The 25,221-nt window shown below is 69.8% G+C and carries 23 protein-coding genes; 13 read left to right on the top strand and 10 right to left on the bottom strand.

Annotation, left to right across the window (positions count from 1 at the left end; all coding sequences use genetic code 11):
- Window positions 1–30: 30 nt before the first annotated feature.
- A complete protein-coding gene (gene nhaA / locus ACIQCY_RS08195) occupies window positions 31–1,449 on the top strand; it encodes a Na+/H+ antiporter NhaA (RefSeq protein ID WP_400483408.1) in 1,419 nt (472 codons plus the stop codon).
- Window positions 1,450–1,468: 19 nt separating this feature from the next.
- Here nhaA and ACIQCY_RS08190 read toward each other — a convergent pair whose 3' ends face one another.
- The gene (locus tag ACIQCY_RS08190) at window positions 1,469–1,720 is read right to left on the bottom strand and encodes a hypothetical protein (protein ID WP_400483407.1); all 252 of its coding nucleotides are present in this window, start codon (window positions 1,718–1,720) and stop codon (window positions 1,469–1,471) included.
- On the bottom strand, window positions 1,717–2,556 hold the full coding sequence (locus ACIQCY_RS08185) for a Ku protein (RefSeq protein ID WP_400483406.1): 840 nt from the start codon (window positions 2,554–2,556) through the stop codon (window positions 1,717–1,719). The genes ACIQCY_RS08190 and ACIQCY_RS08185 overlap by 4 nt, the downstream gene beginning before the upstream one ends.
- Window positions 2,557–2,625: 69 nt before the next feature.
- Between ACIQCY_RS08185 and ACIQCY_RS08180 the strand changes: the two genes are divergently transcribed.
- The 4 genes from ACIQCY_RS08180 (at window position 2,626) to ACIQCY_RS08165 (ending at window position 8,693) form a co-directional block, all read left to right on the top strand.
- Entirely contained in the window at window positions 2,626–3,126 is a 501-nt protein-coding gene (locus ACIQCY_RS08180; protein WP_400483405.1) for an SRPBCC domain-containing protein, read from the top strand.
- A gap of 78 nt (window positions 3,127–3,204) precedes the next feature.
- Window positions 3,205–5,769: an ATP-dependent DNA ligase gene (locus ACIQCY_RS08175; RefSeq protein WP_400483404.1), complete on the top strand. Its 2,565-nt coding sequence runs from the start codon at window positions 3,205–3,207 to the stop codon at window positions 5,767–5,769.
- Between the two features lie 40 nt (window positions 5,770–5,809).
- Entirely contained in the window at window positions 5,810–8,194 is a 2,385-nt protein-coding gene (locus tag ACIQCY_RS08170) for a phosphoketolase (protein ID WP_400483403.1), read from the top strand.
- Between the two features lie 34 nt (window positions 8,195–8,228).
- Window positions 8,229–8,693, top strand: a complete 465-nt coding sequence (locus ACIQCY_RS08165; RefSeq protein WP_400483402.1) for an SRPBCC family protein — start codon at window positions 8,229–8,231, stop codon at window positions 8,691–8,693.
- Between the two features lie 181 nt (window positions 8,694–8,874).
- On the opposite strand, the gene ACIQCY_RS08160 is transcribed toward ACIQCY_RS08165, so the two are convergent.
- Window positions 8,875–10,014 carry a GTP pyrophosphokinase family protein gene (locus ACIQCY_RS08160; RefSeq protein WP_400483401.1) on the bottom strand — a complete coding sequence of 380 codons (1,140 nt, stop codon included), beginning with the start codon at window positions 10,012–10,014 and terminating at the stop codon, window positions 8,875–8,877.
- Window positions 10,015–10,057: 43 nt separating this feature from the next.
- Between ACIQCY_RS08160 and ACIQCY_RS08155 the strand changes: the two genes are divergently transcribed.
- Window positions 10,058–10,975 carry an alpha/beta hydrolase gene (locus ACIQCY_RS08155; protein ID WP_400483564.1) on the top strand — a complete coding sequence of 306 codons (918 nt, stop codon included), beginning with the start codon at window positions 10,058–10,060 and terminating at the stop codon, window positions 10,973–10,975.
- On the opposite strand, the gene ACIQCY_RS08150 is transcribed toward ACIQCY_RS08155, so the two are convergent.
- From ACIQCY_RS08150 to ACIQCY_RS08140, 3 genes are read right to left on the bottom strand one after another with little or no spacing between them, the layout of a single operon-like run.
- Window positions 10,968–11,771, bottom strand: coding sequence for an isocitrate lyase/phosphoenolpyruvate mutase family protein (locus tag ACIQCY_RS08150; protein WP_400483400.1), 804 nt, complete (start codon window positions 11,769–11,771; stop codon window positions 10,968–10,970). The genes ACIQCY_RS08155 and ACIQCY_RS08150 overlap by 8 nt on opposite strands.
- Window positions 11,768–12,406, bottom strand: a complete 639-nt coding sequence (locus ACIQCY_RS08145; protein ID WP_400483399.1) for an alpha/beta hydrolase — start codon at window positions 12,404–12,406, stop codon at window positions 11,768–11,770. Before ACIQCY_RS08145 ends, ACIQCY_RS08150 begins: the two co-directional genes overlap by 4 nt.
- A complete protein-coding gene (locus ACIQCY_RS08140; RefSeq protein WP_400483398.1) occupies window positions 12,403–13,392 on the bottom strand; it encodes a ring-cleaving dioxygenase in 990 nt (329 codons plus the stop codon). Before ACIQCY_RS08140 ends, ACIQCY_RS08145 begins: the two co-directional genes overlap by 4 nt.
- 158 nt (window positions 13,393–13,550) lie before the next feature.
- Here ACIQCY_RS08140 and ACIQCY_RS08135 point away from each other — a divergent pair, with 158 nt between their 5' ends.
- On the top strand, window positions 13,551–14,033 hold the full coding sequence (locus ACIQCY_RS08135) for a PGPGW domain-containing protein (protein ID WP_400483397.1): 483 nt from the start codon (window positions 13,551–13,553) through the stop codon (window positions 14,031–14,033).
- Window positions 14,034–14,080: 47 nt separating this feature from the next.
- Here the strand turns inward: ACIQCY_RS08135 and ftsW are convergent, their stop codons facing one another.
- Window positions 14,081–15,304 carry a putative lipid II flippase FtsW gene (ftsW, locus tag ACIQCY_RS08130; protein ID WP_400483396.1) on the bottom strand — a complete coding sequence of 408 codons (1,224 nt, stop codon included), beginning with the start codon at window positions 15,302–15,304 and terminating at the stop codon, window positions 14,081–14,083.
- 176 nt (window positions 15,305–15,480) lie between these two features.
- Between ftsW and ACIQCY_RS08125 the strand changes: the two genes are divergently transcribed.
- The 4 genes from ACIQCY_RS08125 to ACIQCY_RS08110 all read left to right on the top strand — a co-directional run bounded on the left by ACIQCY_RS08125 (window position 15,481) and on the right by ACIQCY_RS08110 (window position 18,657).
- On the top strand, window positions 15,481–16,404 hold the full coding sequence (locus ACIQCY_RS08125; protein ID WP_400483395.1) for a carbohydrate kinase: 924 nt from the start codon (window positions 15,481–15,483) through the stop codon (window positions 16,402–16,404).
- A gap of 41 nt (window positions 16,405–16,445) precedes the next feature.
- Complete coding sequence (locus tag ACIQCY_RS08120) at window positions 16,446–16,973, top strand: YbhB/YbcL family Raf kinase inhibitor-like protein (protein ID WP_400483394.1); 528 nt, start codon at window positions 16,446–16,448, stop codon at window positions 16,971–16,973.
- A gap of 63 nt (window positions 16,974–17,036) precedes the next feature.
- The gene (locus ACIQCY_RS08115; protein ID WP_400483393.1) at window positions 17,037–17,846 is read left to right on the top strand and encodes an HAD family hydrolase; all 810 of its coding nucleotides are present in this window, start codon (window positions 17,037–17,039) and stop codon (window positions 17,844–17,846) included.
- Entirely contained in the window at window positions 17,824–18,657 is an 834-nt protein-coding gene (locus tag ACIQCY_RS08110) for a glycerophosphodiester phosphodiesterase family protein (RefSeq protein ID WP_400483392.1), read from the top strand. Before ACIQCY_RS08115 ends, ACIQCY_RS08110 begins: the two co-directional genes overlap by 23 nt.
- 191 nt (window positions 18,658–18,848) lie before the next feature.
- On the opposite strand, the gene ACIQCY_RS08105 is transcribed toward ACIQCY_RS08110, so the two are convergent.
- From ACIQCY_RS08105 to ACIQCY_RS08095, 3 genes are all read right to left on the bottom strand, one after another.
- On the bottom strand, window positions 18,849–20,315 hold the full coding sequence (locus ACIQCY_RS08105) for a glycoside hydrolase family 43 protein (RefSeq protein ID WP_400483391.1): 1,467 nt from the start codon (window positions 20,313–20,315) through the stop codon (window positions 18,849–18,851).
- A 129-nt stretch (window positions 20,316–20,444) separates the two neighbouring features.
- Window positions 20,445–21,518: a hypothetical protein gene (locus ACIQCY_RS08100; protein ID WP_400483390.1), complete on the bottom strand. Its 1,074-nt coding sequence runs from the start codon at window positions 21,516–21,518 to the stop codon at window positions 20,445–20,447.
- A gap of 28 nt (window positions 21,519–21,546) precedes the next feature.
- Entirely contained in the window at window positions 21,547–22,875 is a 1,329-nt protein-coding gene (locus ACIQCY_RS08095) for a uracil-xanthine permease family protein (protein ID WP_400483389.1), read from the bottom strand.
- Window positions 22,876–22,973: 98 nt separating this feature from the next.
- Between ACIQCY_RS08095 and ACIQCY_RS08090 the strand changes: the two genes are divergently transcribed.
- On the top strand, window positions 22,974–23,825 hold the full coding sequence (locus ACIQCY_RS08090) for an SDR family NAD(P)-dependent oxidoreductase (protein ID WP_400483388.1): 852 nt from the start codon (window positions 22,974–22,976) through the stop codon (window positions 23,823–23,825).
- Window positions 23,822–25,216: an aldehyde dehydrogenase family protein gene (locus ACIQCY_RS08085; RefSeq protein WP_400483387.1), complete on the top strand. Its 1,395-nt coding sequence runs from the start codon at window positions 23,822–23,824 to the stop codon at window positions 25,214–25,216. The genes ACIQCY_RS08090 and ACIQCY_RS08085 overlap by 4 nt, the downstream gene beginning before the upstream one ends.
- Window positions 25,217–25,221: the final 5 nt, after the last annotated feature.

Genomic DNA, 25,221 nt, shown 5'->3' with positions numbered 1-25,221 from the left:
CCCATGAGCGCGCCCGACCGAAGGAATTCCATGACTCCCGATCCCACTCCCGCATCCTCGTCGCCGGCTCCACCCGGCAGCCATGTCTTCACCCGCAGCAGCTACCCCGAGCACCTGCGCATCACGAGCATCCTGCGCAAGGAGACCGTCGGCGGGGCGCTTCTCCTGGTCGCCACCGTCCTGGCCCTCATCCTGGCCAACTCCCCGGCGGCGGACGCCTACTTCGCGGTGAGGGACTTCCGGTTCGGCTACGAGCCCTGGCACCTCGAACTGAGTGTCGGTGCGTGGGCGGCGGACGGGCTGCTCGCCATCTTCTTCTTCCTCGCGGGTCTCGAACTGAAGCGTGAGTTCGTCGCGGGGGACCTCCGGAAGTTCGATCGCGCCATCGTGCCGATCGCCGCTGCGCTCGGCGGGGTCATCGTGCCGGCGCTGGTCTACGTGGCCATCACCCTCGGCGCGGGACCCGAGGCGCTGCGCGGCTGGGCCATCCCGACCGCGACGGACATCGCCTTCGCCGTGGCCGTCCTCGCCGTCGTCGGATCCCACCTGCCGAGTGCGCTGCGCATCTTCCTGCTGACGCTCGCCGTCGTCGACGACCTCCTGGCCATCAGCATCATCGCGTTCTTCTACTCGGAGGACATCGAGGTATCGCCCCTGCTGTTCGCGATCATCCCGCTGGCGCTCTACGCGTTCCTGGCGCAGCGGTTCCCCGCCTTCTTCCAGCGCCGCGCCTGGGCGCCCTGGGTCATCCTCCTCCCCCTCGGGTTCGTGGTGTGGGCGTTCGTGCACGAGTCCGGGGTCCATGCCACGGTCGCCGGGGTGCTGCTCGGCTTCGCGATCCCCGTGCTGCCCAAGGGCACGAAGCCCGCTGCGGGCGACGTCGGGATCACGCCGATCGGCGTCGAGGACGACCACGGGCCCACGCAGGCGCACGATGTCACTCCCGACGGGCTGGCCGACACCCTCGAACACGCCATCCGGCCGCTGTCGGCGGGATTCGCGGTGCCGGTCTTCGCCTTCTTCTCCGCAGGTGTCGCCATCGGCGGATTCGAAGGACTCGTCAGGGCGGTGACGGATCCGATCGCGATCGGCATCATGGTGGCCCTCGTTCTCGGCAAGCCCCTCGGGATCCTGCTGGCCACCCTCGCCGTCACGAAGACCACGAGGGCGAGCCTCGACCCGGACCTGGCCTGGATCGACATCCTCGGCGTGGCGATCCTCGCGGGGGTCGGCTTCACCGTGAGCCTGCTCATCAGCGAACTCGGCTTCGGGCAGGGAACGCCCGAGGACGATCACGCCAAGGTGGCCATTCTCAGCGGTTCCCTCATCGCGGCGCTCGCCGCCGCCGTCGTGCTCCGCCTCCGCAACAAGCGGTACCGGGAGATCGAGGAGCTGGAGCGCATCGACGCCGACCACGACGGCGTCCCGGACGCCTTCGAGCAGCGCTAGGGCCCCGGGCGGAGGGGCGTCAGCGCCTGCGCATGAGCCAGGACAGCGTCAGCGCCCCGGCGCTGCGCCGGAAACCGCTCCGCCCCGAGATGACCTCGAGTGCCGCCCAGACCGCCAGGCACACCGAGCTCGCGAGGCGCAGGCGCTCGCGGTTCCTGTGCTCGAGCGCCATGAAGGAGGCGGCCCCGAGCAGTGCCCACCCCAGGATCGGGGCGTTCGGCTTCTGCGCGACGGTCTGGCGGCCGAGGCTGTCGGTGAAGAATCCCATCATGCGCCCTTCTGCTTGGAGGTGGCGGCTGCCTTCTTGGTGCCCGCCTTCTTCTCCCGGTTCTTCTCCACGCTGCGGCGCAGTGCCTCCATGAGGTCCAGCACGTTGTCGCCGTCGTCCTCGTCCTTGTCCGCGCCGAAGGTCGCCTCGGTGTCGATGGTGTCGCCCTGCTCGATCTTCGCGTCGATCAGGGTGCGCAGCTGGACCTGGTAGTCGTCGGTGAAGTTCTCCGGATCGAAGTCGGTGGAGAAGGATTCGACGAGTGCCGCGGACATCTGCTTCTCCTTCGCGGAGATGCGCACCTTCTCCTCGAGGGAGGGAAACGACGCCTCCCGCACCTCGTCGTCCCACAGCAGCGTCTGGAGCATCAGGACGTCGCCGCGGACGCGCAGTGCGGCGAGGCGGCTCTTCTGGCGGAGGGAGAACTGCACGATCGCCGTGCGGTCCGTCTCCTCGAGGGTGCGCCGCAGCAGCACGTAGGCCTTGGTCGAGGTGCTGTCGGGCTCGAGGAAGTAGGCGCGGTCGAACATGATCGGGTCGATCTGGTCACTCGGTACGAACTCGACCACCTCGATCTCGCGGCTCCGCTCGACCGGCAGGGATGAGAGGTCCTCGTCCGTCAGGACCACCGTGTGCTCGCCGTCGTCGTACGCCTTGTCGATGTGCTTGAAATCCACGACCTCGTCGCAGATCTCGCAGCGCCGCTGGTAGCGGATGCGGCCGCCGTCCCTGTCGTGCACCTGGTGCAGGGAGATGTCGTGGTCCTCCGTGGCGCTGTAGACCTTGACCGGCACGTTGACCAGGCCGAACGCGACCGCACCCTTCCAGATGGCTCTCATGGGTCAAGTGAACACCAAGCAGGCTTACCGGGCCAGAGGATGCCCGCCGCCCACCCCTAGACTTGGGGGGTGACTTCCGAGACCGTAGAGCCCATCGTCAGCAAGACCACCAGCGACGACGGCGGCACCGTACTGCGCCTGGAGTTCCAGTTCGCATTCCCCCCGACCGTCCTGTGGAAGCACCTGACCGAGGCCGACAAGCTGAAGTACTGGTTCCCGTGCGAGATGGAGTTCGAGCCGCGCAAGGACGAGGAGATCCTCTTCCGCTATGTCGACCAGAAGCCTCTGCGCGGCACGGTGCTGGAGGCCGAGCGGCCCTCGGTGCTCGCCTACACCTGGGAGACGGACAGCCTGCGCTGGGAGCTGGCACGGACGGGCGACAACGGCACGCAGCTCGTACTCCTCCTGACTCCGGGCAGTCCGCGGCACTCCGCGACCATGGCCGCCGGCTGGCACCTGACGATCGCCGGGCTCGACGACTTCCTCAACAAGCGCAACCTCGGGCAGGATCCGGCGCTGTGGGACGTCTACGTGACGCGTTACCGGGAGCAGTTCGCCGACCAGGCCTAACCCCTGACGCCTCCGGCCGGGGGTGCTCCGCCGGAATCGGTACTGGACCGCCGCGGGCATCCGGTCAAGACTGGGGGAATGGCTCCCCCACCCTCGGCACGGCAGCAGACCGTCACGGTGGAGGGGCGTACGCTCCGGTTGTCCAACCTGGACAAGGTGCTGTATCCGGCGACGGGAACCACCAAGGGGGACGTGCTCGCGTACTACGCGGCGGTGGCCCCCCACCTCATCCGGCATGCGAGCCACCGCCCCGTCACGCGGAAGCGCTGGGTCCACGGCGTGGGCACCCCCCAGGAGCCGGGCCAGGTGTTCTTCCAGAAGAGCATCGACGACAACGCTCCTGCCTGGGTGCCGCGCAACGCCATCCAGCACAAGGACCACGTCAACGTCTACCCGATGGTCGACGACCTCGCCACGCTCACCTGGCTGGGGCAGATCGCCGCACTGGAGATCCATGTACCCCAGTGGCGTTTCGCCGCGGACGGCGCCAGGGGTGACCCGGACCGCCTGGTGCTGGACCTCGATCCCGGCAACGGAGCGGGACTCGCGGAATGCGCCGAGGTGGCACGGCTCGCCCGGCCCATCCTGCAGGACATGGGGCTCGAGCCGTTCCCCGTCACCAGCGGATCGAAGGGGATCCACCTGTACTGCGCCCTGGACGGCAGGCAGACCTCGGAGCAGGTGTCCGCCGTCACGCACGAACTGGCGCGGGCCCTCGAGGCCGACCACCCGGACCTCGCCGTCAGCGACATGAAGAAGGCGCTGCGCCCCGGCAAGGTGCTCGTCGACTGGAGCCAGAACAACGCCAACAAGACGACGGTGAGCCCCTATTCGCTCCGCGGCCGCTTCGAGCCGACCGTCGCCGCGCCGCGCTCCTGGGAGGAACTCGAGGAGGAGGGGCTCGGTCACCTCGACTACCGGGAGGTCCTGCAGCGGATCGATACCGTGGGGGACATCCTCGCTCCCGTGACGAGGCCCGTACCGGCCGGAGCGGATGGCGGAAGCGCCCCGTCGGACCGGTTGTCCACCTACCGGGCGATGCGCGATGCGTCGAAGACGCCCGAGCCGGTCCCCGAATCGGTGGGACCGCCGGGAGGCAACAGCTTCGTGATCCAGGAGCATCACGCCCGCCGCCTCCACTACGACTTCCGGCTGGAGCGTGAGGGCGTGCTCGTCTCGTGGGCCATCCCCAAGGGCCCGCCCCTGACGCCCAGCAAGAACCACCTCGCGGTGCAGACCGAGGACCACCCCCTCGACTACGGCTCGTTCGAAGGAAGTATTCCAAAGGGGGAATACGGCGCCGGGGAGGTTTCCATCTGGGACGCCGGGACCTATGAGCTGGAGAAGTGGCGGGACGGCAAGGAGGTCATCTGCACGCTTCACGGGAAGCCGGACGGAGGCCTCGCCCGGGGTGGCACCGCCGTCCGGCGTTACGCCCTGATCAACACCGGCGGCGGAGCGAACGGCAGGAGCAACTGGCTGATCCACCTCATGAAGGACCAGCCCGCCGGGGCGCGGCAGGAGACGGGCGGGGATCGTGGAGACACGGACGCTGCAGCGAGTCCGGCCGCCGCGAGTCCGGCCGCCGCGCGTCCGGCCGCCGCGCGTCCGGCCGGCGCGCGTCCGGCGCGGCAGGACGACGCAGCGGAAGCGCCCGCCCCATCGCCCCAGGCAGGAGCGGGCGCCCTCCGTCCCATGCTCGCCACCCTCGGATCCGAGCAGGGTATCCCTGATCCCGAGGCCTGGGCGTACGAGATGAAGTGGGACGGCGTGCGCTGCATCGCGACGGTCCGGGACGGCGAGGTCTCGCTCGCCAGCCGCAACGGGATCGACGCCACACCCACCTACCCCGAGCTCGCGGACCTCGGCGAGTTCCTCAGTGCCGACAGCGCCGTGCTCGACGGCGAGATCGTGGCGCTCAACGCGCGGGGCAGGCCCGACTTCAGCCTCCTGCAGACACGCATGAAGCTGACGCACCGCGCCGAGATCGAGGCTGCCCGCCGGAAGACCCCTGTCCGGTTCATGCTGTTCGACCTGCTGGAACTCGACGGCAACGACTTGACCGGGCTCGAGTACTGCCAGCGGCGGGAGCTGCTCGAGAAGGCGGTCGACGAGGCGGAGGACGGGCACATCCAGGTGCCCCCGGCCCTGGACGCGACCCTCGAGGAAGCCGTGGAGGCCAGCAGGCAGTTGGGCCTCGAGGGCATCATGGCCAAGCGCCTCGCAAGCGATTACCAGCCCGGCGCGCGGTCGTCGTCGTGGGTGAAGATCAAGCACCTGCGGACGCAGGAGGTCGTGGTGGTGGGTTGGCGGCCCGGCAAGGGCACCCGCGCCTCGAAGGTCGGCTCCCTGCTCGTGGCCGTTCCGGACGGCGTCGACCTGCGCTACGTGGGGCGGGTCGGTTCCGGGCTCACGGAGCGTGACCTCGCGGAGGTGGGCGCGCGCCTCAAGAAGCTGGCCAGGAAGACCGCACCGCTCGGCGACGTGCCCGGCCCGGATGCGTCCGACGCCCACTGGGTCCGGCCCTCGCTCGTGGGCGAGGTCCAGTACAGCGAGCACACGGGCACCGGCCGCCTGCGGCACCCCGTGTGGCGTGGGTGGCGGCCGGACAAGACACCGTCCGACGTCGTCGTCGAACTCTGATATCCCGGTTCCGTCCCGTTGCATCACCAAGGAGGCATATATGACCAGTCTTGATATCCCGGCGTTGGACGCGTGGTGGCGGGCTGCCAACTACATCTCGGTAGGCCAGATCTACCTGCGGGACAACGCGCTGCTGACGCGTCCGCTGGCGGGCGCGGACGTGAAGGCGCGGCTGCTCGGCCACTGGGGGACGACCCCGGGACTGAACTTCGTCTACACGCACCTCAACCGGGTCATCTCCGAGCGCCGCCAGGAGATGCTGTTCGTGACCGGGCCCGGACACGGCGGGCCGGCCAACGTGGCGAACGCCTGGCTCGAGGGCACCTACTCGGAGGTCTACAGCCATATCGGCAAGGACGGCGCCGGTCTCAACGCCCTGTTCAAGCAGTTCAGCTACCCCGGTGGCGTCCCGTCCCATGCGGCGCCCGAATCGCCCGGCTCCATCCATGAGGGTGGAGAACTCGGCTACACCCTCGCGCACGCCTACGGTGCCGTCTTCGACAACCCGACGCTCATCGCCGCGGCCGTGGTCGGCGACGGCGAGGCGGAGACCGGGCCGCTGGCCACGAGCTGGCATTCGACCAGCTTCGTGGACCCGGCGGTCGACGGTGCCGTGCTGCCGATCCTGCACCTCAACGGCTACAAGATCGCCAACCCCACGGTGCTGGCGCGGATGCCGGAGGAGCAGCTCCGCCAGCTGATGTACGGCTACGGGTACGATCCGCACTTCGTCACGGTGTCGGATCCCTCGGCCACGGAGGAAGCGCACCGGGACTTTGCCGCCGTCCTCGACGCCTGCATCGATGACATCCACGCCATCCAGGAGCAGGCGCGGACGTCCCCCACGGGTGCGGATGCCGCCGCTCCCAGGTGGCCCATGATCGTGCTGCGCTCACCCAAGGGCTGGACCGGCCCCGCCGTGGTGGACGGCAAGCAGGTGGAGGGGACCTGGCGGGCCCACCAGGTGCCGCTGTCGGAGATCCACACCGATGAGGCGCACCTGCACCAGCTCGAGGAGTGGATGCGCTCCTACGACCCGGTGTCCCTGTTCACGGAGAACGGGGAACTGAGGCCCGAGATCGCGGACCTCGCGCCCGACGGCGACCTGCGCATGAGTGCGACCCCCTACGCCAACGGCGGCCGGATCCTCCGGGACCTCGTGCTGCCCCCGTACGCGGATCACGCCGTGGAGGTCTCGCACCCGGGGTCGGAGAAGGTGAGCCCCATGATCACGGTGGGCGGCTACCTGCGGGACATCATCGAGCGCAATCCGCACAACTTCCGCTTGTTCGGGCCGGACGAGACGGCGTCGAACCGGCTGTCCGCGGTGTTCGAGGTGACGGACAAGGTCTGGGAGCCGCGCATCGAGGACGTCGATGAGCACCTCGCGCGCTCCGGGCGCGTCATGGAGGTCCTCAGCGAGCATCTCTGCCAGGGCTGGCTCGAGGGGTACCTGCTGACCGGCCGGCACGGCGTCTTCAATTGCTACGAGGCCTTCGTGCACATCGTCGACTCGATGTTCAACCAGTTCGCGAAGTGGCTCAAGGTGCACCGCGAGCTGTCCTGGCGCCGGCCCATCGCCTCGTTCAACTACATGCTCTCCAGCCACGTCTGGCAGCAGGACCACAACGGGTTCTCGCATCAGGACCCGGGGTTCATCGACCACGTGGTCAACAAGAAGGCGGACATCATCCGGGTCTACCTGCCACCGGACGCCAACACGATGCTCGCGGTCACCGAGCACTGCATGCAGACCCGCGACACCGTCAATGTGATCGTCACGGGCAAGCAACCGACCCCCACCTGGCTGGGACCCGAAGAAGCGCACCTGCACGTCAAGCGCGGGATCGGGATCTTCGACTTCGCGGGATCGGAGGAACCGGGCGTGGAGCCCGACGTCGTCCTCGGGTGCGCGGGCGACGTGCCGACCCTCGAGACCGTGGCGGCAGCGGGGCTGCTGAAGGCCGGCATCCCCGGGCTCAAGGTCCGCGTGGTGAACGTCGTGGACCTGATGCGCCTGCAGGACGAGACCGAGCACCCGCACGGACTGTCCGCGCGTGAGTTCGACACCCTGTTCACGACGTCGAAGCCGGTGGTCTTCGCCTATCACGGCTACCCATGGCTGATCCATCGGCTGACCTACCGGCGGAACAACCACGGGAACCTGCATGTTAGGGGTTACAAGGAGGAAGGCACGACGACGACGCCGTTCGACATGGCGATGCTGAACCAGATCGACCGGTTCCAGCTCGCCATCGACGTGATCGACCGCGTGCCGACCCTCGGAGCGACCCAGGCCCGGTTCCGGCAGGACCTGCAGGACCAGCGGCAGCGCGCCTGGCAGTACACGCGCGATGCCGGGAAGGACCTCGAGACCATCACCGGGTGGACGCTCGACGAATCTTCGCCGGACGACGCGAAGTAAAACCCGTCGTCCACGACCAGAAGGAGAACGCCGTATGACAGAGTTCCGCATTTCCTCGACCCGGACCATCGACGCACCCGCGGGTGCGATCTTCGACATCCTGTCCAATCCCGCCCACCACGCCGCGCTCGACGGCTCGGGCATGGTGCAGTCGGACAGCAAGTCCGACCGCATCACGGCGGTCGGACAGACGTTCACCATGAACCAGAACTGGGACAAGATGGGCGGTGATTACCAGACGGACAACCATGTGGTGGGCTACGACCCGAACAAGCTGCTCGCCTGGAAGACGGCTCCTGCCGGGGAGGTCCCGCCGGGATGGGAGTGGGTGTGGGAACTGCAGCCCTCGGGCCCGGACTCCACCGAGGTCTCCGTCACCTACGACTGGTCCGCCGTGACGGACAAGGAGCTGCTGAAGACGATCAGCTTCCCCGCCGTACCGCGGGAAGCCCTCGACTCGACGCTGGCGAACCTCGCGGCGCAGGTGTCCGAGTCCTGATCCATCGGATCTCCCGGCAGTAGTCGCGGCGGCGGCCGGCTCCCTGAGGGGCCGGCCGTCGCCGTATCCCGGCGCCGGTGCCGGCTACGAGGACGAACTGCGGCGGGCCCGGGAGAGGAACGGGGCGGACGAGTCCGTGCTGCTCGTGGCACCGGCCCGCCTGCCCCCGCCGCCCCGGGGATCAGGCGCCCGGGTGCTGCGCCCGGTAGATCTCCATCTGCCGGTACCGGCGCTGCAGGCTGTCCCGCCGCGGGGTGCTGTCCGCATCCCGTGGCTCGGCGGTGAGGTCGATGTGGCGCTCGCCGTAGTGCCAGAGCAGCATGTCGTCGAGGAGCCGGTCCGGGCCGGGGGAGTAGCGGTGGTCCAGCGCCTTGCGGACGGTGGTGATGGTGTCGGCCTGCAGCAGGGACACGAACTCGAGGGTCGTCTTCAGTCCGTGGGCGGCGAGGAGCTCGGCGGCCCAGCCCCAGTTGTCGTCCGCTTTCCGGTCCACGTGCGGCAGCAGGGTCTGCCACACGTCCCGGATGCGGTTGGGCGTCAGGGGCGCGCTGCCCTCGCCGTCCTCGTCCCAGAACCCCGTGACGGTCTCGTACCGCTCGTGCAGTTCGGCGAACGCGGATTCCACGGTCTCGAGCATGGCCGCGGTCCCGGTGAACTGGCGGTCGAAGTAGGGGCTCCAGGCTTTCGGGTTGGACGCCTTGAACCGGATGTCGTGCTCGATCTCGGACCACGCGTGGGCCAGGACCGTCCGCACCTGCACCTCGAACAGGTAGCTGCCGGCGGCCCTGGTGTCCGGGTCCACGGCCTGCTGGAACGCTCGGACGACGTCGTTGTGGATGGTCCGCATGATCAGGTGCCGGCTGGAGTAGCCGTACGTGCCCGACTCGATGGACCCGATGTCCTTCTCGCGGTCGCCGCGGCAGTCGAACTCGCTGCGCTGGCGCTTGAGCAGGTTCGCGGCGAGGTCCACCTCGTGCGGGAGCGTGGTGATGATGCGGACGCCCACCAGGTCCGTCAGGTTGCGCATGGGATCGGGGAACACGAGCACGGGCGGCGCGCCGGCTTCGGGCGAGGGCAGCGTGCGTGAGGCCTTGTCGCGGAAGGATTCGACGGTCTTGGTGCGCGCCGTGACGAACAGCGGTTTCAGGTCGGTCCCGTCGAAGATCGCCTCGATGCTGTCCCGCATGGCTGCGGTGACCCGGTCGAGGGCAGGCCGGACGCGCTCGTACTCCCGCGTATGCGCCTCGACGGCAGGCCTCAACCGCTCGTCGAGATCATCCCACGCGCCCATGTTCCGTGCCTTTCCCTGAAGAGTCTTCATCGTAGCCAACCCGGGTGACCGTTACGCTTCCCCTGTGAATCGTATGGACCCCGTGGGTCGGCGCTCCGTCCTGGGGCTGCTGGCCGCTGCCGGCGCCGCCCTCCTCGCGGCCTGTGGCATCAGGACAGGGCCCTCGGCGCAAAAGGTGACGCCGCAGCGCTACCGCTACGGCGGCGATCCCAGCCAGTTCGCCGACCTCTACCTCCCGTCCGGCGACTCGGCCGCGCGAGGCGCCGTCGTCATCATCCACGGCGGCTACTGGCGGTCCACCTACGGCGCGGAGCTCGGGGAGCCCCTTGCGCAGGATCTCGCCGCCCGGGGCTGGGCATGCTGGAACCTCGAGTACCGGAGGGCGGGCGACGGCGGCGGCTGGCCCGCCACGTTCGACGACGTCGCCGCCGGGATCGACCACCTGGGCGCAGCCGCACAGGAGCACGGCCTCGACCTCCGTTCGACGACGGCGCTGGGCCACTCGGCCGGGGGGCACCTCGCGGTATGGGCCGCGGGCCGGGCGAAGCTGCCGCCCGGTACGCCCGGCGCCGGGATACCGGCGGTGCCGCTCACCGCCGTCGTGAGCCAGGCCGGGGTGCTGAACCTCCGCGAGGCCCGCGAGCTGGGGTTGAGCGACGGTGCCGTGGAGAACCTGCTGGGCGTCCCGGAGGCGGAGGACCCCGAACGCTACCGGCTCGCGGACCCGATGTCCTCGATCCCGCTCGAGGTCCCCGTCCATGCCGTGCACGGGACAACGGACACCACGGTGCCCCTGAGCCAGTCGGAGAGCTATGTGGAGGCTGCGACCGCAGCGGGGGCCACGGCCGAACTGGTCCTGGTGCCCGGTGACCACTTCGCCGTCATCACCCCGGGTTCCGAAGCGTGGGAAGCGGTCGTCGCACTGCTCGACCGCGCAGCAAACCCCGGCCGGCCCGCAGCGGGCCGACCGGGGTCCGAGGGGGCTAGTTGAGCGGCAGGGTGCCCTCGGGCAGGGCGCCGTCGGCGAGCAGTTCGCGCGCGGAGTTCGCCAGCGCGGTCAGCGCGACGCGCTGGGTCCACGGTCCGTAGGAGATGCGTGCGACGCCGAGCTCCTGCAGGCGCGAGGGCGCGAGGCTGCCGGGCACGTTGATGACGCTGAGGCGCCGGGGGCCGAAGGCCTCCACCAGGGTGGTCACCGCGTTCTCGTCGAGCAGGCCGGGGACGAACACGTTCGTGGCACCGAGAGCCAGGTACGCCCTGCCCCGCTCGACGGCGTCGGCCAGGACGTCCGCGGGGTCGCGGTCGCCGGCCTTCACGAAGGCGTCGGTGCGGGCATTGAGCACGAAGTCGATGCCCTCGGACTGCCCTGCCTTCAGGACCGACTCCATCTGCGCCACGGCATCGGCCAGGGGCCGCATCTGGTCCTCGATGTTCGCTCCGACGATGCCGACGCCGATGGCCCTGCGGACCGTGTCCCCGGGGTCGCCGTAGCCGGACTCGAGGTCCGCGGAGACCGGGAGGTCCGTCGAGGCCGCGATGCGTGCCACGGCCGCGATCATCTCCGCCACGGGGATGTTCTCGCCGTCCTCGTAGCCGAGCGACGCCGCGATGGAGTGGCTCGCGGTGGCGAGGGCCTTCGTCCCGGGGATGTCCGCGATGGTCTTTGCGGTGATGACGTCCCAGACGTTGACGACCTGCAGGATCTCGGGGGCGGCATGGAGGCCGGCGAGGACGCCCGCCTTCGTGGCGAGGTCGCCGTGCGCCGTGCTGGTGGTTGCTTCGGTCATGGGGCTGCCTTCTGCGTGGTGGAGGCGATCCAGGCGGCTGCGCCGTCTATCTCGGTGGGGTGGATCCCGTGGCCGCCCTCGCGGACGTTCCGGTCTACTTCGGCGCCGCGGCTCTCGAGGATTGAACCGACGCGGACCACGCTGTCGGTCGGGGCCATGGCGTCGGTCGTCCCGTTGAACAGGGCGACCGCCGTGCCGGAGAGATCCGCCTCGATGGTCCGCCCTTCCAGCGGATACATGCCGGAGAATGCGACGACGTTCGCCACGGCGGCCGGGTGGAGCAGCGCGGTGGCGAGCGCGATGTTCGCCCCGTTGGAGAAGCCGACGGCCACGAGCGGGCGGTCGGCGATGCCGTAGTGGGTGCGTGCCCAGTCGATGAAGGCGGCGAGCTCACCGGCGCGGCGGACGACGTCGTCGACGTCGAACCTGCCCTCGCCGAAGCGGCGGAACCATCGGTTCATGCCGTGCTCCCGGACCGGACCGCGCGGAGCGAGGTACCCGGCGCCGGGTGCGAGGCGCTCCGCGAGCGGCAGGAGGTCGTGTTCGGTGCCGCCCGTACCGTGCAGGAGCAGCAGCACGGGGGTGCCTGTTTCGCCTGCACCGAACAGGTGCGGCCAGTCGTGCGTGGTGGTCATGGGCGTCCGTCCTTGACGAAGGCCTGGATGGCGGGGTTGTTCTCGCCGGGCAGGTCGATCCTGGCGACCGCGTGCGAGATGGCCTCGCGGTTCGGCTCGAGCCATGGCGGCAGCTTCAGGGAGCGCCCGAGTTCCAGCAGTGGTTCGTCGATGTCGAAGCCCGGGGTGTCCGTCGCGATCTCCAGGAGCGTTCCGCCGGGCTCGCGGAAGTAGATGGAGGTGAAGTACTGGCGGTCGAGGATCGCCGTCACGCCGTACCCGCGTTCGGCCAGTTCCTGGCGCCATGCCTCCTGCGTCTGCTGGTCGGGGACGCGGAACGCGATGTGGTGCACCGTCCCACCGGCCACGAGGCCGCGCTCGCCGCGGGGGTCCGTGACGACGTCGACGACAGTGCCGGGCTCGCCGTCGTGCGTGCTCAGGCGGTAGCGGCCGTCCTTCTCCGCGAGGATGCTCATGCCGAGGTCGCGTGTCAGGGTCTCGAGGGTGCGCGTGGGGTCCTGGACCGTCAGGACGGAGGAGTGCTGGCCGCGCACGGCGTACTCGGCGGGGACGGAGGCGGAGTCCCACGGGTTGCGGGGGTCGGAGACGGACGAGGCCACGAGGTCGATCTGCAGCCCGTCCGGGTCCCGGAGCGAGAGGCGCTCCTCCTCGGACGAGGCACGGGAGACGGCGGACTCGACGCCGATGGCCTTGAAGTGCTCCTGCCACCAGCCGAGGGTTCCCTGCGGCACGGAGAACGCGGTGGTGGTCGACTGCCCGCTGCCCACGCGCCCGCTGCGGATGCCCTGCCAGGGGAAGAAGGTCAGCAGGGAGCCCGGACGGCCTGACTCGTCGCCGTAGTAGAGGTGGTAGGTGCCCGGGTCGTCGAAGTTCACGGTCTTCTTGACGAGGCGCAGCCCCAGTCCCTTGATGTAGAAGTCGATGTTCTTCTGCGGGTCACCCGCGATCGCGGTGACGTGGTGGAGACCTTCGGTTCGTGCGGTCACGCTGTCCTCCTCGGTAGGAACGGCCCAGATACGCCGGTATGTCCATGCAAACGCATGCACCTTTCCCTTTGTTCCCCGGGCTGTCCGCTGTCACGTCGGCCTGTTCGGCAGCCTGCTGAGCGTCGTAACTGTTCAGCCTCCTGTGTCATCCTGTGAGCATGGCAGCGAAAGAGCGGGTCTCGGGATGGATCCGCCGCACCGGTATCGAGGTCATCGGGTGGACCCTCGTGGTGCTAGGGGTCGCTGCCCTCGTGCTTCCCGGGCCCGGGCTCCTGATGGTCGCGGCCGGCCTCGCGGTCCTGTCGCAGCAGTACCACTGGGCGCGCCGCTACCTCAAGCCGCTGAAGGCCAACGCCTACCACGCGGCCGCGCTCGGGGTGAAGACCATCCCCCGCATCATTGCGAGCTGCGCCAGCGCGCTCTTCATCATGAGCCTCGGTGTCGTGTGGATCCTGCAGCCGGGAGTTCCCGACTGGTGGTTCCTCGAGGACGAGTGGTGGCTTTTCGGGGGTGTCGGAACGGGCGTGAGCCTCATCGGATCATCGGTCATCGCGCTGGTGCTCATCGTGTACAGCGTGCGGCGGTTCCGCGGGAAGCCGATTCCCCCCAGGTGGCACCGGGTTCGGGCGGACGCCGGGTAGGAGCGCGCCGGGTAGGAGCGCGCCGCCAGGACGGCCCTCCCGGCGGATCAGCCCGGTACTGCGGCGAAGGACGGCGCCCTGTCGGTGGCCCGCGAGCAGGAGATGAGCACTCCGACGGCGGCGAGGACGGCCACCATCGAGGATCCTCCGTAGGAGATGAAGGGCAGGGGCACGCCGACGACCGGCATCAGGCCGGTGACGACGGCGATGTTGAGGATGGCCTGCCCGATGATCCAGACGAGGATGCCGCCGCAGACGTAGGTGACGAAGAGGTCGTTCGCGAGCCTGGAGATCCGGAAGATCGAATATGCCAGGACGGCGAACAGCACGATGACGATCAGGGCGCCGACGAGTCCGAGCTCCTCCCCGAGGATCGCGAACACGAAGTCGTTGTGGGCTTCGGGGATCCAGTTGACCTTCTGCCGGCTCTGGCCCACGCCGACGCCGAAGACGCCACCACCGGCCAGCCCGTACAGTGCCTGGGCGCTCTGGTACCCGAGGCCCTCCGCCGTTCCCTCCGCCGCCGGATCGAGCCAGGCGGAGATGCGCAGCATGCGGTTCGGGCTGGACAGGACGGCGAGTGCGCCGAGGGCGGCGAGGGCGGCGATGCCGATGACGAAGAGCTTCGGGCTGGCTCCGGCGAAGAAGAGCAGTGAGGCGGCGATGAGCGCGAGGACCATGGCCGTGCCGAGGTCCTTGCCCGCGATGACGAGTCCGAAGGCGATCATCGCTCCCGGTACCACCGGGACGGCGAGGTGCTTCCAGTTGCCGAGCAGCCTCGCCTTCCGCGTGAGGACGGCGGCGCTCCAGAGGATGATGCTGAGCTTGAGGAATTCGGACGGCTGGGCGGTCAGCGGGCCGATGCCGATCCAGTTCCTGTTGCCCTGCACCTCCACGCCCAGGGGCGTGAACACCAGCAGGGAGAACGCGAAGGAGCCGAGCAGGACGGGCCAGGACATCCTGCGGTACGCGGTCAACGGGACGAAGGCGCAGGCCACGAGAGCCACGCTGCCGATCCCCATCCACATGAGCTGCTTGTAGAAGGTGTCGAACGGTGACTTGCCGACGGCGACGAGCTCCACGGAGGACGCCGACAGCACCATCATGAGACCGATGGCGACCAGCGCGAAGGTCGTGGTGACCAGCAGGTTGCGGGCATTCCGATTGGAAGAGGCACGCCGCGCGGTGAGCGTCAGCCACGGGCGGACCCGCCGGGCGACCGGCTCCGGGCCGGCAGGAATCGGGCGTGCGGCAGTAGGGGTGGGTGTCATCTGTGTCCTGGGGCGTGGCCTGCGGGGCATGCAGGCCCGGGTGGAGGGGAACGTCCTCCAGTCTGTCAACCGCGGCGCCCATACCGGTGGAGGCACAACGGTGATTCCCCTGGCGCTCGCGGCGGCCGGGGGAGGAGCCCGGGCCGGCGCCAGGTGGGGGCTGGTACGTTGAAGGAGTGCTCACTGTTATCGGGGAAACCCTCATCGACGAAGTCGTCAGCGACACCGCCTCCATGCGTTTCCACGTGGGGGGCAGTCCCATGAACGTGGCCGTGGGACTGGCGCGCCTCGGCCATCCCGCCCAGTTCGTCGGACGGTACGGGGACGACGCCTACGGGCGCATGGTCCAGGAACACCTGCGCGACAACTCCGTACCCTTCCCCGTGGAGCCCGATGGCGCACCCACCAGTGTGGCCACCGCGCGCCTGGACCCCGCGGGCGGGGCGTCCTACGATTTCCGGCTGGTGTGGGAACTTCCCGGACTGGCGGCGCGGAAGGACGCGCTCCTCGACGGGACCACCCTGCTCCACACCGGTTCGATCGCCACGATGCTCGCTCCGGGGGCCGGCGACGTCCTGGCCCTCGTGACGGCGGCGCACCCCCTCGTCACGGTCACGTACGATCCCAACTGCAGGCCCACCATCATCCGGGATGCCGCGTTCGCGCGGGGCCAGGCGGAGAAGTTCGTGGCCCTGGCCGACGTCGTGAAGGCGTCCGACGAGGACCTCGAGTGGCTGTACCCGGACCGTACGCCCGAGGACTCCGCGCGGGCCTGGCTCGAGGCCGGCGCCGCCGTCGTCGTCGTGACGCGCGGGTCGAAGGGTCCCTGGGCCGTGTGCCGGGCGGGCGAGGTATCCGTGCCGGCGCCGTCCACCAGCGTCGTCGACACGGTGGGCGCCGGTGACTCCTTCATGGCCGCCCTGCTGGGAGCCCTCGTGGACCTCGAACTCGACGGCGCCCATCGACGCGACGAGCTGCGCCGAATACACCTCGGACAGCTGACCGGCATGCTGCAGTACGCGGCCCGTGCAGCAGCCATCACCGTCTCCCGAGCGGGCGCGAACCCGCCCACCCGGGACGAGATGGCACGGCCCGCCTGAGCGCCACCCCGCACGACGACGACCACCAGAGGAGCACAGCGATGACCCGCGACCCCTACGCAGACCTTCCACAGGTACCGGAGTTCGAACTCACGAGCGACAGCATCACCCACCACGAGCCGCTCGACGCGGCCCAGGCCTCCGGGATGATGGGCGCCGGCGGCAGGGACGAGTCACCTCAGCTCAGTTGGAGCGGCTTCCCGGAGGGCACGAAGAGCTTCGCGGTCACCGTCTACGATCCCGACGCGCCGACCGCGAGCGGATTCTGGCACTGGGCCGTGGCCGACCTGCCCGTCACCACCACGTCCCTGCCCGCCGGTGCCGGCACCGAGGGTTCCGGGCTGCTCCCCGAGGGGGCCGTCCAGCTGCGGAACGACGGCGGATTCGCCGGCTTCGTCGGTGCCGCACCGCCGGACGGGCATGGCCCCCACCACTACCACGTGGTGGTCCACGCCGTGGATGTCGAATCGCTCGGCGTGCCGGCCGAGGCGACGCCGGCATACCTCGGTTTCAACCTGTTCTCCCACACTCTCGGCCGAGCACGGCTGATCGGCACGTTCGAGCAGTAGGCGGCGAGCACGGCACGCGTGCACGCCGGTAGGGTGGAGACCCAGGACCTGAAGGAGTCAGCGATGCGCCTCGTGGCGAGCGACATGGACGGGACCGTCGTGGGTCACGACGGCAAGATGAGCGAACGCACCATCCGGGCGTTCCGGGCGTGCGTCGAGTCCGGGGTCGACGTCGTCTTCGTCACGGGCCGCCCGCCGCGCTGGCTGCATCCGCTCCGCGACCAGCTCGGCCACACGGGCACGGTCATCTGTTCGAACGGTGCCCTGACGTACGACCTCGAGGCGGAGCGGGTCCTCGACGCGCACCTCCTGGCGCCGGAGGACGTCTACGCTGCCCGTGACATCATCCGCGGGCTCTTCCCGGCCGCGACCTTCGCGGCGGAGACGGTCTCGGGCTTCAAGGTCGAATCCGGTTTCGCCGACACGGCGACCTCCGAACTGCTCGGCAGCCTCACGGCGCAGCCGTTCGAGCAGTCCCTGCCGGGCGAGGACATCGTCAAGTTCCTGGCACGGGAGAAGGACATCTCACCCGACCGGTTCCTCGCGGCCGTGAGGCCCGCCGTCGCGCACCTCGTCTCCACCACCCATTCCGCCCCGACGGTCGCCCTCCTCGAGATGGCCGTGCCGGCTATCGACAAGTCGGTCACTCTCTCGAGGTACGCGGCGGCGCGCGGGATCAGCGCGGCGGACGTCGTCGCCTTCGGCGACATGCCCAACGACGTCCAGATGCTCGGCTGGGCGGGCCATGGCTACGCGATGGCTTCCGGCCATCCCGATGCGCTCGCTGCCGCTAACCTCGTGGCTCCGCCGTTCGAGGAGGACGGCGTGGCGCAGGTGCTGGAGGAACGGCTTGCGGCCCTTCGCGAGGCCTGACCCGGGACGCTACCCCTACCTGGACCACCGTGCCGGGCTCCACGACGGCGTGCTTCCGCTCGCGCTGTCCCATCGGGGGTTCGCGCCCGGCGGCGGTGAGAACACCATGGCCGCCTTCGAGCGGGCGGTCGACCTCGGCTTCGCGTTCCTCGAGATCGATGTCCGTGCGTCCAGCGACGGTGTGGTGATGGTCTTCCACGACGAGGACCTCGGCCGCGTCACGGACGCTTCAGGCCCGGTCGCCTCCCGCACCGCGCAGGAGCTGGGCGCTCTGTCGATCGGTGGATCGGGCGGCATCCCGACGCTCGAAGCCGTCCTCGGGCGCTGGCCCGCCCTGCGCCTGAACATCGACGTCAAGAGCGAGGACTGCGTGCGCCCTTTCGCGGACCTCGTCAACCGGCTCGCAGCCCACGACAGGGTGCTCGTCGCCTCGTTCTCCGACCGCCGGCGGCGTGCCGTGCTGCGCCTGCTGGACCGTCCCACGGCATCCTCGGCCGGCATGGCGGTCAATGCGGCCCTCAAGCTCTGCGCGCCGCTCGGCCTGGCCGGGCCGCTCGCGCGCATCGCGGGCGTCCAGGCGCTGCAGGTGCCCGAGACCTACCGTGGCGTGCGCGTGGTGACGGGCCGGTTCCTGCGCTCCTGCCATGCCGCCGGCCTCCAGGTGCACGTCTGGACCATCAACGAGCGCCGGGACATGGACCGGCTGCTGGACCTCGGCGTCGACGGCCTCGTGTCGGACGCGGCGGACGTCCTCGCCGACTGCATGCGCAACCGGTCCGCCTGGCCGCAGGGCCGTCCGGGCCGCCGGTAGGCACGGCCGTCCGGGCCGTTTGGGCCGCTCGTAGGCTCGGCCGTCCGGACCGACGCCGGACATGCAGGAGCCCGGTCGCGGCCACTCCCGCAACCGGGCTCCCTCGGTATCGGTGCATCACCGCAGGTATCGCGCCCACCGGTGATCCACCGAGTCTGGATGCGGCGCCCGTGCTCCGGGCGCCGCGTCGGCTATTTCCGGCCCTTGCCGGGCTTGGGCTCGACGGTCAGTTCCACGGGTTCCGTGGTCACCGAGCCGTGGGGATTGGAGAACGTCGCGCGGAACAGGCGCCCGTCATTCGCCGCCTGTGCCTTCGTGACCTCGGCAACCGAGGTGTAGGTGCTGTCGTCACCGCGCTCCGCCCGCTGGGGAACGTCCGCCGTCTGCCAGGTGTCGCCGCCGTCGTCCGAACTCTCCCACACGGCGACGGGCTCCGGCGTGCCGGTGGCGCTCGCCGTGAAGAACGCCTTGTGGCCGTCGCGGACCGTGGCCGGTGCGGGTGCGGGTGCGGGTGCGGTGGCGAGTTCCGGCAGTGCGACGCGCTGGTCCACGGTGGGCCAGCCGTCCTCCCAGCCCATCTTCTGCAGGCCGAGGGTCGGGGCGTACGCGTTGGAGCGGTCGTAGTAGTGGAAGGCGAGGTAGTCGCCGGACACGGACTGGCCGCCCACGCCGTTCATCGCGCCGTGGGATTCGAGGAGGATCGATCCGCCGCCGCCGAACATGTTCCGGCCCTCCTTGTCCAGGTAGGGGCCGGTGATGGACTCCGAGCGGCCCACGGCGATCTTGTACGTGGAATCCGCGCCGCGGCAGCAGAAGTCGAACGAGGTGAACAGGTAGTAGTAGCCGTCGCGGTGCATGATGTAGGGCGCCTCGATGGGGTTGCCCGGGATGAAGCGGTCGGCGATGTTGACGGTCCGTGCCTGCCAGTCCTCCACGGGCTTGCCGCTCGGCCACTCGAGCGGCACGAGGAAGATGCCGTACCAGAAGGACCCGATGGACATGTAGGGATTGCCCTCCGCGTCCTCGACGATCCCGGCATCGATCGCGTTGAAGGTCTTGCCCGGATTGCTCGGGTCCAGACCGGTGACCGGTGATTCGACGACGACGCCCTGGTCCACCCACTCGTAGTCGGGATCATCGGGGTCCAGCGTCGTATTGGTCGCCAGCGCCGTGAGGGAGTTGTTGCCGCCGAACTGGGATGCCGAGTAGTAGAGGTAGTAGGTCCCCTCGTTCTCGTAGATCTCCGGTGCCCAGAGGTTCTCGGGGAGCGTCCCGCCGGCGAAGTGCTCGTCGATCCATGCGGGGATCTCGTCCCACACCGTTCCGGTGTACTCCCACGTGGTGCCCTCGTCGTGCGACGACCAGATCTGGGGGGTGCCGCCGTTCTCGCGGGCGAGGAGCCCCGTCGAGTAGACGTACCAGGTGCCGTCCTCGCCGATGATCAGGGCCGGATCGTGGATGGGGCTCGTCTCGCCGACCACCGATTTGCCTCCGACGAGGTCGTCGAGGCTTCCGGCCGCGGACTGCCGGGCCAGCGGCACGGGCGACGCCGGTACCTTCGGCTCCGCTGTAGCGGGCACCATCGCGGAGGTGAGGGCGAGGGCCAAGACGGCGAGGACGCCCGCTGAGCGCGACCAGGGCTTGCTACGTGACGTCATTATCACGTGGTCCTTTCGGAGGAAGAGGAACGGGCAGCCGCTGTGCGGCCCGTTTACATCGTTGTCTACATCGTTGTAGAACATTTGCACGGGTTGGTGGGGGCCGTCAAGGAGGAGTTCCGCGGAACCCTAGGGAGTTCGGCCGGAACCCAGCACGGGGTCGGTCAGCGTCCGCAGGTAGTGCAGGGCGGCGGGCGCGTAGGCGCGCATCGAATCGTCATCGGCGTAGACCAGCAGGCGGAGCCACGAGCCGTAGCGGTGCACCCCCGCCAGGCGCAGGGCGGGTTCGACGGCGGTCCGGAGCTCCGCGAGCGGCGCGTAGCCCGTCCATCGCTCCAGATAGGCGTCCACCACCGCCGCGATGCGGGGATCGTCCGCCGTCGTGCGCCACTGTTCGCGCATCCGGGTGATGGGGACGAGCAGTGTGCTGAAGGGGTGCGCCCAGTAGGAGTCCGCGAAATCGAAGAACCGCAGCGGATCGGCGCTCGTGCCGGGCAGGAAGCAGTTCCGGGCGTGCAGGTCGTTGTGGTCCAGCGAGAGCGGCACCGCCACGCCGCGGAGCACCTCCACGGCTTCGTGGATGGCCGGAAGGCGCCCGACGACGTCGTCCGCCTCCTCGGCGGACAGGTGCAACGGGTGCTCGGGCGGCAACCCGGTGTGGAGCAGCAACTGGTTCTCGACGAAGTTCGCAGCCACCTCCGGATTCATGAGAACCAGCCCGGCCTGGAAGAGACGCTCGCCGTGCGGCGCCACGATCTGCTGCAGGTCGGCGAAATCGCCCGTGATGCGGGCCCAGACGGAGGCGTCGCCGGAGCCCAGGCTGTCCAGCGTGGCACCATGATCGGCCGAGAGCATCCAGCCGCGGGACGGTTCGATGGCCAGGGGTGCCGCCACGTGGTCGGGCGCGAGCTCGCCCAGCAGGGACAAGATGGAGGCCTCGGCGAACTGCCCGAGGTTGTTCTCCTTGAACCACAGCGTGCCGTGGTCGGTGGGGACGGTCAGCTGCGTGGACCACAAGCGGATGCGCGGCTGCTCGGATGGTCCCGTCCGCGTGACCCCGAAGCCCTCCAGCACCAGGTCGATCCACTGCTCCGCCTGCCGGCGCCACTCCGGCGTGGCCCAGACCTCGCGGGTGGTGTTCATCGGGCGCCGGGGACGGGGGAGCAGCACATGGGCCTCATTGTGCCATCCGGGTCGTGCCATCCGGGCTGTCCCATCGGGGCCGGGTGCGTCAGCCGAGCTTGGAGGGCCTGCTGCCGTGGTCGGTGGACTCGAGGTCGCCAGGTCCCGCGACGTGCTCGCTCCCGCGGGCGCGGGCGATCGCCGTCATGCCGTGGAAGATGACGAGCGCCGCGGCCGTGCCGAGCGCGATACCGGCGAACGTGAGGTCACCGATCTGCCACGTGAAGTCCGCGATGCCGATCACCAGGGCCACGCCGGCGGTGGAGAGGTTGATGGGGTTCGAGAAGTCCACCTGGTTCTGCACCCAGATCCGCACGCCCAGGATGCCGATCATGCCGTAGAGGACCACACCCGCGCCGCCCAGCACTCCCGGCGGAACGGTCGCGATGAGCGCGCCGAACTTCGGGAAGAGGCTCAGCAGGATCGCGACGATCCCGGCCACCCAGTAGGCGGCCGTCGAGTAGACACGCGAAGCGGCCATCACCCCGATGTTCTCGGCATAGGTGGTGGTTCCCGATCCTCCGCCGGCACCGGCGATCATGGTGGCCAGCCCGTCGGCCATGAGCGCGCGGCCGGTCAGCGGGTCGAGGTCCCGATCGGTCATGGCAGCCACCGACTTCACGTGGCCGATGTTCTCGGCGACGAGCACGAGGACAACCGGGACGAACAATCCGACGACCGAGAGGTGGAACTCCGGTGCCGCGAAGTCCGGGAGGCCGACCCAGGCCGCGTTCCTGATCGCGGCGAAGTCCACCTCACCGCGGAGCATCGCGACGACGTAGCCGGCGAGTACCCCGACGAGGATCGAGAGCCGCCCGAGGATGCCCTTGAACAGCACCGTCACCAGCAGGATCGCGATCACGGTCACGAGTGCGGTGAGCGGTGCCTGCTCGAAGCTCGCCTTGGCGGTCGGGGCGAGGTTGAGGCCGATGAGGGCGACGATGGCGCCCGTGACGATGGGAGGCATCGCCACCTGGATCCAGCGGGCGCCGACGGTGTGGACGATGAACCCGATGAGCGCCAGCGCAGCCCCGGCCATGACGATGCCGCCGAGGGCTCCGGCCGCTCCGTGCTGCGACTGGGCGGCGGCGATCGGCGCGATGAAGGCGAAGCTCGACCCGAGGTAGCTCGGCACCTTCCCCGCGGTGATCACGAGGAACAGGATGGTCCCGATGCCGGAGAACAGCAGCGTGGTCGACGGCGGGAACCCGGTGATCAGCGGGACGAGGAAGGTGGCGCCGAACATCGCCACCACGTGCTGGGCGCCGATCCCGATGGTCCTGGGCCAGCTGAGGCGTTCCTCGGGTGCGACGAAACCGCCCGGGGTCACGTTCCTGCTGTCCCCATGGAGGGTCCAGCCGATACCTCGTGCGCTCATGGGGATGCCTTTCAGAAGGGTCGCGGGTTCCGGGAAAGCCTACCGGGAGAGGGTTGCCGGGATGTTACGTTGCTTGTTCCCGAGGAGGAGGACACACGATGGTATTCACGGTTCAGGGACGCACCGTGCTGGTCACGGGCGCCGGCAGGGGCATGGGCAGGCTGTACGCCGAACGGGCGGCGCGAGAGGGTGCCGCCGCCGTCGTGCTCTGGGACGTGGACGGCGCCGCCCTCGAGGACGTCGTCGCCGGCCTCGCCTCGGGCACGGCCTCCGTGCACGCCTATGTGGTGGACGTGGCGTCCGTGGAGTCGATCCAGGCGGCCGCCGGCGCGGTCCTCGACGACGTCGGTGTGCCCGACGTCCTGGTGAACAACGCCGGGATAGTGCGCGGCAAGTACTTCTGGGAGCACGACCACCTCGCGGACATCGACCTCACCCTCCGCATCAACGCGGGCGGCCCGATGCACGTCACGCGCGCCTTCCTCCCGGCGATGATGGAGCGCGGCACGCCGGCCCGGATCCTCAACGTGGCGTCCGCGTCCGGAACACTGGCCGTCCCGCGGATGAGCGTGTACGCGGCGTCGAAGTGGGCCGTGATCGGGTGGAGCGATTCCCTCCGGCTGGAACTGGCCTCCATGGGCCACCCCATTGCCGTCACCACGCTCATCCCCAGCTACATCAGGACCGGCATGTTCGAGGGCGCCCGTGGCCCGCTCATGACACCGCTGATGGAGCCGGAGTACGTGGTGGACAAGGCCTGGCGCGGAACGCTCGCCGGCAAGGCACGCGTGCAGCTGCCCTGGACCGTGCAGCTCGCGGGAACGCTCCGTAACCTCCTGCCGCAACCGGCATGGGACGTCATGGCCGGGCGCGTGTTCAGGGTCTACGGCTCGATGGAGCACTTCACGGGCCGCCCCGGGAATGCCCCGACCGGGAAGGGCGACCGATGAGCACCGACGCGAGGACCGGGCCGCTGGATGCAGCAGCAGTGCTGGCCGATCGGCGCCGCTCCTTCGACGCCGGGGAGACCCGCCCCGCCGCCTGGCGCCGGCAGCAGCTCCGTGCACTCCTGCGGCTGCTCACCGAACGGGAGGAGGAGCTGACGCGTGCGCTCGAGGAGGACCTCGGGAAGAGCCGCACGGAGGCGTTCCTCTCCGAGGTGGCCGTCGTCCAGGCCGAAGCGGACTACGCACTCAGGCACCTCGACCGCTGGATGGCCCGGCAGAAGGTCGCCGTGCCCGGCGGCCTGTTGCCGGCCCGGGCGTGGATCCAGGCCCGGCCCCTCGGCGTCGTCCTGATCATCGGGCCCTGGAACTACCCGCTGCAGCTGGTCCTCGCCCCACTCGTCGGGGCGCTCGCGGCGGGCAATGCCGCGGTGCTCAAGCCCAGCGAACTCGCCGCCGCGACCTCCCGGGCGCTCGCACGCCTCGTGCCGGAGTACCTGGACCGGGAGGCCGTCGCCGTCGTCGAAGGGGGCGTCGAGGCCAGCACCGACCTGCTCGCCCAGCCGTTCGACCACGTGTTCTACACGGGCGGCGAGCGCGTGGGCAGGATCGTCCTGAAGGCCGCGGCCGAGCACCTGACCCCCGTGACGCTGGAGCTGGGCGGCAAGTCACCCGCCGTCGTCGTGGGCGGGGACGTGCGCGCGGCGGCCCGGCGGATCGCGTACGGCAAGTTCATGAACGCGGCCCAGACCTGCGTGGCACCGGACTACGTCCTGACGACGCCGGCCGCCGCGCCCGTGCTGGCCGCAGCGATCGCGGATGCCGTGCGGGACTTCTACGGCACCGATCCGAGGACGTCCGGCGACTACGGTCGGATCATCAACGAGCACCACTTCGACCGGCTCGTGAACCTCATGGCCGGCGGCACGGTGGTCTCCGGCGGCCGGCACGAGCGTGCGGAGCGGTACATCGAGCCGACCGTCCTGCGGGGCGTGGACCCCGCGTCGGCGCTCATGCAGGAGGAGATCTTCGGTCCGCTCCTGCCGATCCTCGAGGTGGAGGACCTGGACGGGGCGATCCGCTTCATCGGCAGGCGCCCCCACCCGCTGGCGGCCTACCTGTTCAGCGACCGCGAGGAGCACCTCCGCGAGTTCACCGAGCGCGTGCAGGCCGGCGGGATCGCCCACAACGCCTGCGTCATCCAGCTGGCGGTGCCGGGACTGCCGTTCGGCGGAGTGGGCGCGAGCGGCACCGGCAGCTACCACGGGCGGCAGTCCTTCGAGATCTTCAGCCATGTGCAGCCGGTGTTCTCCAAGCCCACGCGGGTGGACACGCTGCGCCTCGCGTATCCACCCTTCGGCCCCGTCAAGAGGAGGCTGCTGCGCAGGCTCCTCTAGGATCG

It is taken from the genome of Arthrobacter sp. NPDC092385, from assembly GCF_044755105.1.
In the GTDB taxonomy this organism is placed as follows: domain Bacteria; phylum Actinomycetota; class Actinomycetes; order Actinomycetales; family Micrococcaceae; genus Arthrobacter_D.
This window is presented reverse-complemented; position numbering and strand designations above follow the sequence as displayed.

What these genes read in the sequence shown, in the direction of transcription:
- ACIQCY_RS08120 (WP_400483394.1), top strand. Translation starts at nt 16,446, where the DNA reads ATGACCCGCGACCCCTACGCAGACCTTCCACAGGTACCGGAGTTCGAA.
- ACIQCY_RS08135 (WP_400483397.1), top strand. Translation starts at nt 13,551, where the DNA reads ATGGCAGCGAAAGAGCGGGTCTCGGGATGGATCCGCCGCACCGGTATC.
- ACIQCY_RS08150 (WP_400483400.1), bottom strand. Translation starts at nt 11,771, where the DNA reads ATGACCGAAGCAACCACCAGCACGGCGCACGGCGACCTCGCCACGAAG.
- ACIQCY_RS08190 (WP_400483407.1), bottom strand. Translation starts at nt 1,720, where the DNA reads ATGATGGGATTCTTCACCGACAGCCTCGGCCGCCAGACCGTCGCGCAG.
- ACIQCY_RS08115 (WP_400483393.1), top strand. Translation starts at nt 17,037, where the DNA reads ATGCGCCTCGTGGCGAGCGACATGGACGGGACCGTCGTGGGTCACGAC.
- ACIQCY_RS08100 (WP_400483390.1), bottom strand. Translation starts at nt 21,518, where the DNA reads ATGGCACGACCCGGATGGCACAATGAGGCCCATGTGCTGCTCCCCCGT.
- ACIQCY_RS08185 (WP_400483406.1), bottom strand. Translation starts at nt 2,556, where the DNA reads ATGAGAGCCATCTGGAAGGGTGCGGTCGCGTTCGGCCTGGTCAACGTG.
- ACIQCY_RS08145 (WP_400483399.1), bottom strand. Translation starts at nt 12,406, where the DNA reads ATGACCACCACGCACGACTGGCCGCACCTGTTCGGTGCAGGCGAAACA.
- ACIQCY_RS08160 (WP_400483401.1), bottom strand. Translation starts at nt 10,014, where the DNA reads ATGAAGACTCTTCAGGGAAAGGCACGGAACATGGGCGCGTGGGATGAT.
- ACIQCY_RS08175 (WP_400483404.1), top strand. Translation starts at nt 3,205, where the DNA reads ATGGCTCCCCCACCCTCGGCACGGCAGCAGACCGTCACGGTGGAGGGG.
- ACIQCY_RS08085 (WP_400483387.1), top strand. Translation starts at nt 23,822, where the DNA reads ATGAGCACCGACGCGAGGACCGGGCCGCTGGATGCAGCAGCAGTGCTG.
- ACIQCY_RS08170 (WP_400483403.1), top strand. Translation starts at nt 5,810, where the DNA reads ATGACCAGTCTTGATATCCCGGCGTTGGACGCGTGGTGGCGGGCTGCC.
- ACIQCY_RS08155 (WP_400483564.1), top strand. Translation starts at nt 10,058, where the DNA reads ATGGACCCCGTGGGTCGGCGCTCCGTCCTGGGGCTGCTGGCCGCTGCC.
- ACIQCY_RS08090 (WP_400483388.1), top strand. Translation starts at nt 22,974, where the DNA reads ATGGTATTCACGGTTCAGGGACGCACCGTGCTGGTCACGGGCGCCGGC.
- ACIQCY_RS08095 (WP_400483389.1), bottom strand. Translation starts at nt 22,875, where the DNA reads ATGAGCGCACGAGGTATCGGCTGGACCCTCCATGGGGACAGCAGGAAC.
- ACIQCY_RS08105 (WP_400483391.1), bottom strand. Translation starts at nt 20,315, where the DNA reads ATGACGTCACGTAGCAAGCCCTGGTCGCGCTCAGCGGGCGTCCTCGCC.
- nhaA (WP_400483408.1), top strand. Translation starts at nt 31, where the DNA reads ATGACTCCCGATCCCACTCCCGCATCCTCGTCGCCGGCTCCACCCGGC.
- ACIQCY_RS08165 (WP_400483402.1), top strand. Translation starts at nt 8,229, where the DNA reads ATGACAGAGTTCCGCATTTCCTCGACCCGGACCATCGACGCACCCGCG.
- ftsW (WP_400483396.1), bottom strand. Translation starts at nt 15,304, where the DNA reads ATGACACCCACCCCTACTGCCGCACGCCCGATTCCTGCCGGCCCGGAG.